The sequence below is a fragment of the Paenirhodobacter ferrireducens genome (assembly GCF_004022265.1).
Taxonomy (GTDB): domain Bacteria; phylum Pseudomonadota; class Alphaproteobacteria; order Rhodobacterales; family Rhodobacteraceae; genus Rhodobacter; species Rhodobacter ferrireducens.
This window is the reverse complement of sequence record NZ_SAVB01000025.1, coordinates 19,712-31,352: the sequence shown is the minus strand read 5'-3', so window position 1 is coordinate 31,352 and position 11,641 is coordinate 19,712. Positions and strand designations below refer to the sequence as shown.

11 protein-coding genes are annotated in these 11,641 nt (G+C 67.3%); 8 read left to right on the top strand and 3 right to left on the bottom strand.

From position 1 onward, the window contains the following. Positions 1–187 precede the first annotated feature (187 nt). Both EOW65_RS16815 and EOW65_RS16810 read left to right on the top strand, forming a co-directional pair. A complete protein-coding gene (locus tag EOW65_RS16815) occupies positions 188–568 on the top strand; it encodes a phasin family protein (RefSeq protein ID WP_128151406.1) in 381 nt (126 codons plus the stop codon). 45 nt (positions 569–613) lie between these two features. Continuing rightward, entirely contained in the window at positions 614–2,566 is a 1,953-nt protein-coding gene (locus EOW65_RS16810; RefSeq protein WP_206364091.1) for a PHA/PHB synthase family protein, read from the top strand. A 79-nt stretch (positions 2,567–2,645) separates the two neighbouring features. On the opposite strand, the gene mnmA is transcribed toward EOW65_RS16810, so the two are convergent. Beyond that, positions 2,646–3,800, bottom strand: coding sequence for a tRNA 2-thiouridine(34) synthase MnmA (gene mnmA, locus EOW65_RS16805; RefSeq protein WP_128151404.1), 1,155 nt, complete (start codon positions 3,798–3,800; stop codon positions 2,646–2,648). A 141-nt stretch (positions 3,801–3,941) separates the two neighbouring features. Here mnmA and sciP point away from each other — a divergent pair, with 141 nt between their 5' ends. From sciP to EOW65_RS20420, 5 genes are all read left to right on the top strand, one after another. After that, positions 3,942–4,220, top strand: coding sequence for a CtrA inhibitor SciP (gene sciP, locus EOW65_RS16800; protein WP_128151402.1), 279 nt, complete (start codon positions 3,942–3,944; stop codon positions 4,218–4,220). Between the two features lie 95 nt (positions 4,221–4,315). Continuing rightward, the gene (gene ctrA / locus EOW65_RS16795; RefSeq protein WP_113900329.1) at positions 4,316–5,029 is read left to right on the top strand and encodes a response regulator transcription factor CtrA; all 714 of its coding nucleotides are present in this window, start codon (positions 4,316–4,318) and stop codon (positions 5,027–5,029) included. A 58-nt stretch (positions 5,030–5,087) separates the two neighbouring features. After that, the gene (gene ligA / locus EOW65_RS16790) at positions 5,088–7,502 is read left to right on the top strand and encodes an NAD-dependent DNA ligase LigA (protein WP_128151400.1); all 2,415 of its coding nucleotides are present in this window, start codon (positions 5,088–5,090) and stop codon (positions 7,500–7,502) included. After that, a complete protein-coding gene (recG, locus tag EOW65_RS16785) occupies positions 7,499–9,589 on the top strand; it encodes an ATP-dependent DNA helicase RecG (RefSeq protein WP_128151398.1) in 2,091 nt (696 codons plus the stop codon). Before ligA ends, recG begins: the two co-directional genes overlap by 4 nt. Positions 9,590–9,667: 78 nt before the next feature. Beyond that, positions 9,668–9,790 carry a hypothetical protein gene (locus EOW65_RS20420; protein WP_276319610.1) on the top strand — a complete coding sequence of 41 codons (123 nt, stop codon included), beginning with the start codon at positions 9,668–9,670 and terminating at the stop codon, positions 9,788–9,790. A gap of 151 nt (positions 9,791–9,941) precedes the next feature. Here the strand turns inward: EOW65_RS20420 and EOW65_RS16780 are convergent, their stop codons facing one another. Further along, positions 9,942–10,382: an iron-sulfur cluster assembly scaffold protein gene (locus EOW65_RS16780; protein WP_128151396.1), complete on the bottom strand. Its 441-nt coding sequence runs from the start codon at positions 10,380–10,382 to the stop codon at positions 9,942–9,944. Between the two features lie 60 nt (positions 10,383–10,442). On the opposite strand from EOW65_RS16780, the gene hisI reads away from it, so the two are divergent. Then, positions 10,443–10,802 (top strand): phosphoribosyl-AMP cyclohydrolase, encoded by a 360-nt coding sequence (hisI, locus tag EOW65_RS16775; RefSeq protein WP_121532430.1) that lies wholly within the window; start codon positions 10,443–10,445, stop codon positions 10,800–10,802. Between the two features lie 2 nt (positions 10,803–10,804). On the opposite strand, the gene gluQRS is transcribed toward hisI, so the two are convergent. After that, the gene (gluQRS, locus tag EOW65_RS16770; RefSeq protein ID WP_128151394.1) at positions 10,805–11,641 is read right to left on the bottom strand and encodes a tRNA glutamyl-Q(34) synthetase GluQRS; all 837 of its coding nucleotides are present in this window, start codon (positions 11,639–11,641) and stop codon (positions 10,805–10,807) included.

Below are 11,641 nucleotides of genomic sequence, written 5' to 3'. Positions count from 1 at the left end.
AACATGCTGATATGATGTGCGGTGATAACATGGGAGGGAAGCGGCCCTCCCTCGAATCGTGTGCGCCCATCGCGCGGCGCCGGGCGGTGACGGTGCGTCCGGTCGCGCAGAGGTTGTCACAGATCAATTCTGCACCTGCAAAAACGTGTTAGAGTTCCTGCATTGGAAAGCCTGAAGGAGGACAGTCATGCCAACGAAGACCCCGCCGTCGACGATCACCTTCGCCTCCATGATGAAGGCACCGTCGGCCGAGACTTGGACGATGTTCATGAAGCCGCAGGCCCGGATGGCCGAGTCGCTGCTGAAACACAACATCGAGATGCTGGAGTTTCTCAAGGCCCGCTTCGAGCGCGATCGTGAGATGCTGGATGAACTGGCCGATGCCGGCAGCCCCGCCGAGGCCATGGCGATGTGGCAGGGATTCTGGCAGAAGATGCTGACCGATTATTCGGTCGAGACGAACAAGCTGGCCGCTTCGGCCACCGAAATTGCCGAGCAGGCGATCCGCACCGCGACTGAGGAGGGCGAGGCGATGGTGACGGCTGCAGGCGGCAAGAGCAAGGACTGACGCAGCGGGCGGGCGCTCTGCCCGCCCCGAGAATGAGGAAACGCGATGACGACTACCCTCCGCAAGACGCGCGGCCGGCGCGTCAAATCTGACGCCCCGGCGTCGGACGAGATCCTGAGCGCTGATGAAATGCCGGTGGTGAAGCCCGCCGTGCGGGCGAGGGCGAAGGTGGCCAAGCCCGCCCCCGTGGCCGAGGCCCCGCGGGTGCAGCTGCCGGTTCCTCTCGTGACGAGTGCCGGCATCGTGGGCGACACGCCCGAGAAACGTGCGGCTGAGGAGTCCTTCCGCCAGCTTGACCATTATGTGCATGCGCTGATGGGCAAGGCTGAGGGCGGTCTGTCGCCGCTTGCGCTGTCGCTCGCCTGGGCCGACTGGGCGGCGCATCTCGCGATCAGCCCCGGCAAGCAGGCCGAGCTTGCCTGGAAATCGGCCCGCAAGGCGCAGCGTCTGGCCGCCGAGGTGATGTGCCAGATCGGCGGTGTCGGCACGGAAACGGCCCCCTGTATCGAACCGCTGAAGCAGGACCGGCGTTTTGCCGGGCCGGAATGGTCGAAGCTGCCCTTCTCTTACTGGTCGCAAAGCTTCCTGCTTGCCCAGCAATGGTGGGCGAAGGCGACGACCGACGTTCCCGGCGTCGAGAAGAAGCACGAGAAGCTGGTCGAATTCTATGGCCGGCAGATGCTGGACATGTTCTCGCCCTCGAACTTCCTCGCGACCAACCCGCAGCTGATCTCGCGCACGATCGAGGAGGGCGGGCGCAATCTGGTGCGCGGCGCGCAGTATTTCGCCGAGGACCTGCTGAAGAAGGCGACCGGCCAGGAAGAGATGGCCGATGTCTTCGTGCCGGGGCGCGAAGTCGCGGCGACGCCGGGCAAGGTGGTGTTCCGCAACCGGCTGATCGAGCTTCTGCAATACGCGCCGACCACCGGGGTCACGCATCCGGTGCCGCTGCTGATCGTGCCGGCCTGGATCATGAAATATTACATCCTCGACCTGACGAAGCAGGAATCGCTGATCAACTGGCTGGTGGGCCAGGGCTTCACCGTGTTCTGCATCAGTTGGAAGAACCCCGACGAGGAGGATCGCGATCTCGGCTTCGATGATTACCGCAAGCTGGGCGTGATGGCGGCGATCGACGCGGTGACGGCGATCACCGGCTCGGAGAAAGTGCACGGGCTCGGCTATTGCCTCGGCGGCACGCTGTTCTCGGTGACCGCGGCGACGATGGCGCGCGACGGCGACGAGCGGCTGGCGACGCTGACCATGCTGGCGGCGCAGGTCGACTTCACCGAGGCGGGCGAGTTGAGCCTGTTCACCAACGAGGACCAGCTTGCGCTGATCGAGGACATGATGTGGGAGGAGGGGTATCTCGACAAGGAAGCGATGGCCGGCACCTTCTCGATGCTGAAGTCGCAAGACCTCGTGTGGTCGCACATGGTGCGCGAATACATGATGGGCGAGCGCGAGACGGCCTCGTCGCTTGGTGCCTGGTCGAAGGATGCCACCCGGATGCCCTACAAGATGCATTCGGAATACCTGCGCAAGCTGTTCCTGAACAACGATCTGGCCGATGGCCGGATGGAATCGGGCGGCGGGCACATCTTCTTGCAGGACATCAAGGCGCCGATCTTCGCCGTGGCGACCGAGCATGACCACATCGCCCCCTGGAACTCGGTGTTCAAGCTGACCTACCTGATGCATGGCAGCGTGACCTTCGCGCTGGTCTCGGGCGGGCACAACACCGGCATCGTCGCCCCTCCGGGTAGCCCGCGGGCGAAGTACCGGATGATGACGCACGAGCCGGGCCGGGCGCATCCCGGGCCGAAGGAATGGGCGGCAAGCGTGCCGAAGGTTCCGGGCTCGTGGTGGCAGCCCTGGGCCGACTGGCTGCGCGAGACGCAGGGGCTCGAGGATGGCGCACCGCCGCCGCTGGGCAACGAAGAGGCGGGCTATGCCCCGCTCGCCGACGCCCCCGGCAGCTACGTGCTGGTGCGCTGAGCCCTATCTGAAATGGAAAACCCCTCGCCTTGGCGAGGGGTTTTTCTTTGCGCGGGGCTCGACGTCCGGGGGCGGGCGGTCAGGCGGTGCGGCCCTTCCAGATCCAGCCACCGCCGAGGATGCGGGTGCCGCCGGTCTCGTAGAAGACGCAGGCCTGGCCCGGGCTGACGCCTTCCTCGGGGTCGAGCAGCTCGACCTCGGCCTCGGTTGCGCTGAGCGGCCGCACGATCGCCTCGCGCGGCGGGCGGGTCGAGCGGACCTTGACCGAAACATGCCATTCCGGCCGCGCGGTCAGCGGTTCGTCACCGAGCCAGTTGATCTCGCGCACCGGGATGATGCGGGTGGCGAGCGCCTCCTTCGGGCCGACGATCACCCGCCGCGTCCCGGGATCGAGCTTGACGACGTAAAGCGGTTCGCCGCCGCCAATGCCGAGGCCGCGACGCTGGCCGATGGTGTAATGGATCACGCCGCGATGCGTGCCCAGCACCTTGCCCGACAGATCGACGATCTCGCCCGGATCGGCGGCCCCCGGGCGCAGCTTCTCGATCACGCTCGCATAGCTGCCGTTCGGCACGAAGCAGATGTCCTGACTGTCGGGCTTGTCGGCGACCGGCAGACCGTATTTTGCGGCAAGCGCCCGGGTCTCGGCCTTCGAGGCGAGATGGCCGAGCGGGAAGCGCAGGAAGGCCAGCTGCTCGGGCGTGGTCGAGAACAGGAAATAGCTCTGGTCGCGGTTCGGATCGGCAGCGCAATGAAGCTCCGGCCCGGTCGGCCCGATCCGGCGCTGGATGTAATGGCCGGTCGCCATGCAATCGGCCTCGAGATCCTTCGCGGTCTCGAGCAGGTCCTTGAACTTCACCCGCTCGTTGCAGCGGATGCAGGGCACCGGGGTGGCGCCGGCCAGATAGGCATCGGCGAATTCCTCGATCACCGCCTCGCGGAAGGTGTTCTCGTAATCGAGCACGTAATGCGGAAAGCCCATCGTCTCGGCGACGCGGCGGGCATCGTGGATGTCCTGGCCCGCACAGCACGCGCCCTTTTTCGCCAGCGCCGCGCCATGGTCGTAAAGCTGCAGCGTCACGCCGACGACATCATAGCCTTCCTCGGCCAGCATCGCCGCCACCACCGAGCTGTCGACGCCGCCCGACATCGCCACCACGACTCGCGTCTCGGCCGGCGCCTTCGGCAGGCCGAGCGAATTCAGGGGGGTGTCCACAGGCAAATCCTTGCTCATGTCGAGGGTCCTTTAACCAGACCCGGAGGAATATAGGAAAAACCGCTGCGGTCACAACCCTTGGCTTCACCCGTCGTTAAGACCGTGGGCTCATGGTGGGGACCGCAGATCTCGGGGAACGGAAGGTCGGAGGGGAGAGCTATGTATCTGAAGAAAGTCGATGGTCCGCGCTCGGTCACCCTGCCTGATGGCACGATTCTGACGCGCGCGGACTTGCCGCCGAAGGACACGCGCCGTTGGGTTGCGTCGCGCAAGGCGGTGCTGGTGCAGGCCGTTGCCTGTGGGTTGATTCCCCGGGCGGAGGTTTTGCAACGCTATGAACTTTCCGACGAGGAGTTCGATCTCTGGACGGAGGCGGTGGAAAAACACGGGATTGCCGGGCTGAAAGTGACTGCAATTCAGAAATTCAGACAACTTTAAGTTGCGCAACGTTAAAAATATGCAACATTAAGGAGGTGTTAACCACTTGATGCGAGTCTCGAGAGCGATCGAGGGACGAATGCGGAGGACTGACGATGCGGATCTTGCTGGTGGAGGATGACCCCACGACCTCGCGCAGCATCGAGCTCATGCTGACCCATGCGAACCTGAATGTCTATTGCACGGATCTGGGCGAGGAGGGAATCGATCTCGCCAAGCTCTATGACTACGATCTGATCCTGCTCGATCTGAACCTGCCCGACATCAACGGGCTCGAGGTGCTGCGCCAGCTGCGCCTCGCCCGCGTCGACACGCCGATCCTGATCCTCACCGGGGCCGATGACACCGAGAACAAGATCAAGGGCTTCGGTTTCGGCGCCGACGATTACATGACGAAACCCTTCCACCGCGAGGAGCTGATCGCCCGCATCCATGCGATCATCCGCCGCTCCAAGGGCCATTCGCAATCGGTGATCCGCACCGGCAAGATCGCGGTCAACCTCGATGCGAAGACGGTCGAGGCGGGCGGGCGCCCGGTGCATCTGACCGGCAAGGAATACCAGATGCTCGAACTGCTCAGCCTGCGCAAGGGGACCACCCTGACCAAGGAGATGTTCCTCAACCATCTCTACGGCGGCATGGACGAGCCGGAGCTGAAGATCATCGACGTCTTCATCTGCAAGCTGCGCAAGAAACTGTCGGAAGTGACCGAGGGCGAGAACTATATCGAGACGGTCTGGGGCCGCGGCTATGTGCTGCGCGACCCAGATCACAGCGCGCTGGGCGGTCGTGTCGCCATGGGGGCCTGAGGCTCTGGACGCCCCCCTCGGCTGACCCTATGGATTGGGTCAGTCGAAAGGGACAAAGATGACGGACGACACGCCCGCGATCGCAGATCTGACCCATGCGCAGGCCGCCGCCGAGCTGCCTGCGCTCGTTGCCGGCATCGAGGCCGCGAACACCGCCTATCATACGCTCGACGCGCCCGAGATTTCGGATGCGGACTATGACGCGCTGAAGCAGCGCCTGCGGGCGATCGAGGCGCGATTCCCTGATCTCGCCCGCCCCGACAGCCCGACTCAGCAGGTCGGCGGCGCGGTGGCCGAGGGCTTTGGCAAGGTCACCCACGCGGTGCCGATGCTCAGCCTCGAGAACGGCTTCACCGACGAGGACATCCGCGATTTCGACGCTCGGGTGCGCAATTATCTGGGCCTCGGTCCCGAAGCGCCGCTGACCTATACCGCCGAGCCGAAGATCGACGGGCTGTCGCTTGCCCTGCTCTATGAAAAGGGCGTGCTGGTGCAGGCCGCGACCCGCGGCGACGGCGAGGTTGGCGAGAATGTCACCGAGAACGCCCGCACCATCGCCGATATCCCGCAGCGGCTCGAGAACGCCCCCGAGGTGCTCGAGGTGCGCGGCGAGGTCTACATGAGCCACGCCGATTTCGAGGCGCTGAACGCGCGCCAGGCGGCGGCGGGAGAGAAGACCTTCGCCAACCCGCGCAACGCCGCCGCGGGCTCGCTGCGCCAGCTTGACGCGCGTATCACTGCGGCGCGCTCGCTGCATTTCTTCGCCTATGCCTGGGGCGCGCATTCCGAACCCGTGGCCGAGACCCAGAGCGCGGCGATGGAACGCTTCCGCGCGCTCGGCTTTACCGTCAACCCGCTCACCGTGCTGTGCGACGGGCCCGAGGCGATGCTGGCCCATTACCGTGCCATCGAGGCGCAGCGCGCGACACTCGGCTATGATATCGACGGCGTCGTCTACAAGGTGAACGACCTCGCCTTGCAGCGCCGGCTTGGCTATCGCTCGACCACGCCCCGCTGGGCGATCGCGCACAAGTTCCCGGCCCAGACCGCCTGGACCCGGCTCGAGAAGATCGAGATCCAGGTCGGTCGCACCGGCGCGCTCAGCCCGGTGGCGCGGCTGACGCCGGTCACCGTCGGCGGCGTCGTGGTCTCGAACGCGACGCTGCACAACGAGGATTACATCGCCGGCCGCAATTCCTTCGGCGAGGAGATCCGCGGTGGCAAGGACATCCGCGAGGGGGACTGGGTGCAGGTCTACCGCGCCGGCGACGTGATCCCGAAGGTGGCCGATGTCGACCTGAGCCGGAGGCCCGAGGACGCCGCGCCCTATGTCTTCCCGGCGATCTGCCCGGAATGCGGTTCGCCCGCGATCCGCGAGGAGGGCGATGCGGTGCGCCGCTGCACCGGCGGGCTGATCTGCCCGGCGCAGGCGGTCGAGAAGCTGCGCCACTTCGTCTCGCGCGCGGCCTTCGACATCGAGGGGCTCGGCGCGAAGCAGATCGAGTTCTTCTATGAGCTGTGCCGGATCTCGGAACCCGCCGACATCTTCACCCTGGCAGCCCGCGACGGTCAGCCCGGGGCGCTGGTCGCCCGGCCGCGCGAGCGGCTGGCGCATCAGCTCGCCTTGCCCGACCGGGTGCCGGACCTGCTCGCAGGGCTGGCTGAGATGTTGCGGGCGTCGGGCGTGCCGGTCAATGAGGCCGACCCCGACCATGTCATCGCCGGCATCGAGTATCTGGCGGCGAAGCCGCTCGCCCGGGTCAAGGGCTGGGGCGAGAAATCGGCGCAGAACCTGTTTGCTGCGATCGAGCTGCGGCGCGAGATCGGGCTCGACCGGCTGATCTTCGCGCTTGGCATCCGCCATTGCGGCGAGGCGGCGGCGAAGGACGTGGCGCAGCATTACGGCAGTTGGGCGGCGATGGCCGAGGCGCTCGACCGGGCCCGCCCGGTGGCCCTTGCACAGCGCGCGGCCGATGCGGCGGAAGAGGCCGAGCGGGCAACGGCGCAGGCCGAGGGCCGCCGGGCGCGGATCACCGAGGCGCGCAACGCGGCGATTGCGGCCCTTGATGTGCCGGCCGAGGCCACCGCCGCCTGGGCCGATCTTGTCGCCACCGACGGCATCGGCCCGGTGCTGGCGCTCTCGCTCTCGGACGCTTTCGCGAACCCCGAGGAGCGCTCGGCCATCGACCGGCTGGTGGCACAGCTCACCATCCTGCCGCCGCCCGCCAAGGCCGCGAGCGGCGCGATCGCCGGCAAGACCCTCGTCTTCACCGGCACGCTCGAGAAGATGACGCGGGCCGAGGCGAAGGCGCGGGCCGAGGCGCTTGGCGCCAAGGTGGCGGGCTCGGTCTCGGCGAAGACCGATCTGGTCATCGCGGGACCGGGCGCGGGCTCGAAGGCCGCGAAGGCCGCCGAGCTTGGGATCGAGGTGATCGACGAGGACGCCTGGCTCGCGCTGGCGCAGGGCGCATGAGCGGCCGCCCCGCGGTCCTGTTTCCGCTGTTTGCCGGGCTCGAGACCTTGCCCGGCATCGGCGCCAAGACCGCGGCGGCGCTTGCGCAGCTCGATATTGCGCGCCCGCGCGACGTGCTCTTCGCGCTGCCGCATTCGGTCATCGACCGCACGCCCTTGCGCACGATCCGCGAGGCGGTGCCGCCCGCCATCGTCACCGTCGAGGTCACCATCGACGCCCATGTGCCGGCGCGGCGCAAGGGCGGGCCGTCGCGGGTTCTGGTGCATGATGCCGAGGCCGAATTCGCGCTCGTCTTCTTCCACGCCCGCGGCGATTTCCTCGAACGGCAGCTGCCCATCGGCGCGCGCCGCCTCGTCTCGGGCAAGCTCGAGCTTTTCGACGGCGCCGCGCAGATGGTCCACCCCGATCACCTCTTGCCGCCCGAAGAGGCCGGCAAGCTGCCGCGTTTCGAGCCCGTCTATCCGCTTGGCGCCGGGGTGACGCAGCGGGTGATGGCAAAGGCGGCCGAGGGGGCGCTGGCCCGTCTGCCCGATCTCTCCGAATGGATCGACCCGGCGCTCCGCGCGCGCGAGGGCTGGCCGGGCTGGGCCGAGGCGCTGCGCACGGCCCATGCGCCGACCTCTCTGGCCGACACCGCGCCCACCACGCCCGCGCGCACCCGTCTCGCCTATGACGAGTTCTTCGCCCATCAGATGACGCTGGCGCTCGCCCGGCGGATGCAGCGGCGCGGCAAGGGGCGGGCAAGCCTGGGCGACGGCCGGTTGCGGGCCCGCGTGCTCGCCGCGCTGCCCTACCGGCCGACCGGCGCGCAGACCCGCGCGGTCGAGGAGATCACCGCCGACATGGCCTCCGAGCGGCGGATGAACCGGCTGCTGCAAGGCGATGTCGGCTCCGGCAAGACGCTTGTGGCGCTGCTCGCGCTGCTCGCCGTGGTCGAGGCGGGCGGGCAGGGGGTGATGATGGCCCCGACCGAGATCCTCGCCCGTCAGCATCACGAGGGGCTGGTCGAGCTGGCCGAGGCCGCAGGGGTGCGCCTTGCGCTGCTCACCGGCCGCGACAAGGGGGCGGAGCGGGCGGCGAAGCTGACTGACCTCGCCGAGGGCCGCATCCACATCCTGATCGGCACCCATGCCGTCTTCCAGAAGGACGTGGTCTTTCACGACCTGCGGCTTGTGATCGTCGACGAGCAGCACCGTTTCGGCGTCGCGCAGCGGATGGAGCTGGGCGCCAAGGGGCAGGCGGCCGACGTTCTGGTGATGACCGCAACGCCGATCCCGCGCTCGCTGGCGCTTGCCCAATACGGCGACATGGATGTCAGCCTGCTCGACGAGAAGCCGCCCGGGCGCAAGCCGGTGCAGACCGCGCTGATCTCGACGGCACGGATCGAGGAGGTGGTCGAACGCCTGCGCCGCGCCGTGGCCGAGGGGCGGCAGGCCTATTGGGTCTGCCCGCTGGTCGAGGAGAGCGAGCGCGTCGATCTGACCGCCGCCGAGGACCGCTTCCTCGCCCTGCGCGCGGCGCTTGGCGAGGGGGTGGTGGGGCTCGTCCACGGCCAGATGCCGCCTGCGGACAAGGACGCCGCGATGGCCGATTTCGTCGCCGGCCGCACCCGGGTTCTGGTCGCGACCACGGTGATCGAGGTCGGCGTGAACGTGCCCGCGGCCTCGATCATGGTGATCGAGCGGGCCGAGACCTTCGGCCTTGCGCAGCTGCACCAGCTGCGCGGCCGGGTCGGGCGGGGGGCGGCCGCCTCGACCTGCCTGCTGCTCTACCAACCGCCGCTGTCCGAAAGCGGCGAGCGGCGCCTGGCGATCCTGCGCGAAAGCGAAGACGGTTTCCGCATCGCCGAGGAAGACCTTGCGATGCGCGGCGCGGGCGATGTGATCGGCACCGCGCAATCCGGCCTGCCGCGCTTTCGCATCGCCGATTTCGAACGTCAGGCGGGGCTGATGGCGCTCGCCCAAAGCGATGCGCGCACGCTTCTGGCCCGCGACCCCGAGCTTGCCAGCGAGCGCGGGCAGGCGGTGCGGGTCTTCCTGTGGCTGATGGAGCAGGACCGCGCGATCCGGCTGATCGACGTCGGTTGAGAAATGTTCTCAAAAAGTTCTTTACTTGCGGAACGGGATATGAGAACAAAATAGCAACTGGAACGAAAGGAGTACGGAATGCGCAAGGATCTGAATGCCACCCTCGGCCGTCTGCCGAACACTCTGCTGCACGACGCCCTGGGCGCCCTTTCGCTCTGCGTGACTTTTGTCGCGATTCTCTATCTGCCCGGGCTGTTCTGAGCCCGGCCCTGTTCACTGCCTCGCGCTTTCGCTGCCGCCTCTGTCCCCGATGTGCGGCCGCCTGTCCAAAGAGGGGTTCCGCCCCCCGAAAGCGCTCCTGCGCCGTCATCTTCGGATGGCGGCGTTTTTTTATCTCGACTGGGAAAGGGGATCAGGCGGCCTTCGCCGCCGCATCAAGCGCCTCGAGCGTCGCCTCGGGGGCGAGCAGGATCGAGGCGTGGCGGTTCGGATAGTCGCGCGCGGCCTGCAACACCTCGTATTCGCCAAAGGGCGCTGCCGGCACCGGCCCGCCTGTCAGCATCGCCGCCAGCGCATCGCGCAACGCCGCCACCTCGTCACGGCTGCGCCCGATCACCGCCGCCCCGAAAATCGCCGCCGAGGCCTGACCAAGCGCGCAGGCATGCACCTGCTGGCTGTAGCCGGTGATCCGCCCGTCGGTCAGCGTCAGCGAAACGGCCACGGTCGAGCCGCACAGCGGCGCCCGCTTGCGGGCGCTTGCATCCGGGGTGGCGAGCGGCTCGGTAAAGGGGATGTCGGCCGCCAGCGCCAGAATGCGCTGCGAATAGAGCTTGAACAGATCGGCGTCGCTCATGGCTTTTCCCCCGGGGTTGCGCAGGTTAGATAGGACGCCACAACGCGCAAGGAAAGCCCGATGAGTTTCGACACCGCCACGCTGAAATACGACGCCAACGGCCTGATCCCGGCAATCGCGCAGGACGCGGCGACCGGGGATGTGCTGATGATGGCCTGGATGAACGCCGAAAGCCTCGCGCGCACGCTCGAGACCGGGCAGGTGACCTATTGGTCGCGCTCGCGCCAGGGGTTCTGGGCGAAGGGCGAAAGCTCTGGCCACGTGCAGCGGCTGGTCGAGCTGCGCATCGACTGCGACCGCGATTGCCTGCTGCTGCTCGTCGATCAGACCGGCCCGGCCTGTCACACCAACCGACGCTCGTGCTTCTACACCGCGCTGCGGCAGGGCGACGAGGTCGAGATCCTGAAGCCGATGGCGTAAGGCTACAGCCCGACCAGGCGGCGGATATCGGCCGGGGTCGCCCCCTCGGCCCGGTATTTCGAGAGCGCGCGGGCATCGTCGCGCTTCGCCAGCCTCTTGCCATTCTCGTCGCGGATCAGACCGTGATGACAATAGGTTGGCACCGGAAGCTCAAGTAGTTTCTGAAGTGTGACATGGATCGCCGTCGCCTCGAACAGGTCTTCGCCGCGGGTCACGAGCGTCACCCCCTGCGCCGCATCGTCGAGCACCACCGAGAGGTGATACGAGGTGCCCATGTCGCGCCGCGCCAGCACCACGTCGCCCACCTCGCGGATCATCTGCGCGGGCGTGATCGCATGGATACCGCGGTATCTCTCGCCGATTTCGGTGTAGGAACAAGCGCTTGCGGCACGATCCATGTAAAGCCGCAAAGCCGCGTCGGGCAGCGGTTCGCCGGGTTTCGGTGCGCCCGTCAGCCGGCAGGTGCCGGGGTAGATGATGCCGTCGGGACCAAGCTGCACACCTTCCTGCGGCGCCGAAGCCGCCGCCTCGATGTCACGACGGCGGCAGGAGCAGGAGAAGAGAAAGCCGGAAGTCCACAGTTTTTCAAGGCAGTCGCGATAGACCTTCAGGCGCTCTGACTGGCGCATCACCGGCCCGTCCCAGCTCAGCCCGAGCCAGCGCAGGTCATCCTGGATCTGCGCCTCCCACTCGGGTTTCGAACGCTGCCGGTCGATGTCCTCGATCCGCAGCAGGAACTGCCCGCCGGCAGCGCGCGCTATGTCATGGGCCAGGATCGCGCTATAGGCATGGCCCAGATGCAGTGGCCCGGTCGGCGAGGGCGCGAACCGGGTGATCAT

What these genes read in the sequence shown, in the direction of transcription:
- ctrA (WP_113900329.1), top strand. Translation starts at nt 4,316, where the DNA reads ATGCGGATCTTGCTGGTGGAGGATGACCCCACGACCTCGCGCAGCATC.
- EOW65_RS20420 (WP_276319610.1), top strand. Translation starts at nt 9,668, where the DNA reads ATGCGCAAGGATCTGAATGCCACCCTCGGCCGTCTGCCGAACACTCTG.
- ligA (WP_128151400.1), top strand. Translation starts at nt 5,088, where the DNA reads ATGACGGACGACACGCCCGCGATCGCAGATCTGACCCATGCGCAGGCC.
- gluQRS (WP_128151394.1), bottom strand. Translation starts at nt 11,641, where the DNA reads ATGATCACCCGGTTCGCGCCCTCGCCGACCGGGCCACTGCATCTGGGC.
- sciP (WP_128151402.1), top strand. Translation starts at nt 3,942, where the DNA reads ATGTATCTGAAGAAAGTCGATGGTCCGCGCTCGGTCACCCTGCCTGAT.
- EOW65_RS16815 (WP_128151406.1), top strand. Translation starts at nt 188, where the DNA reads ATGCCAACGAAGACCCCGCCGTCGACGATCACCTTCGCCTCCATGATG.
- recG (WP_128151398.1), top strand. Translation starts at nt 7,499, where the DNA reads ATGAGCGGCCGCCCCGCGGTCCTGTTTCCGCTGTTTGCCGGGCTCGAG.
- hisI (WP_121532430.1), top strand. Translation starts at nt 10,443, where the DNA reads ATGAGTTTCGACACCGCCACGCTGAAATACGACGCCAACGGCCTGATC.
- EOW65_RS16780 (WP_128151396.1), bottom strand. Translation starts at nt 10,382, where the DNA reads ATGAGCGACGCCGATCTGTTCAAGCTCTATTCGCAGCGCATTCTGGCG.
- mnmA (WP_128151404.1), bottom strand. Translation starts at nt 3,800, where the DNA reads ATGAGCAAGGATTTGCCTGTGGACACCCCCCTGAATTCGCTCGGCCTG.
- EOW65_RS16810 (WP_206364091.1), top strand. Translation starts at nt 614, where the DNA reads ATGACGACTACCCTCCGCAAGACGCGCGGCCGGCGCGTCAAATCTGAC.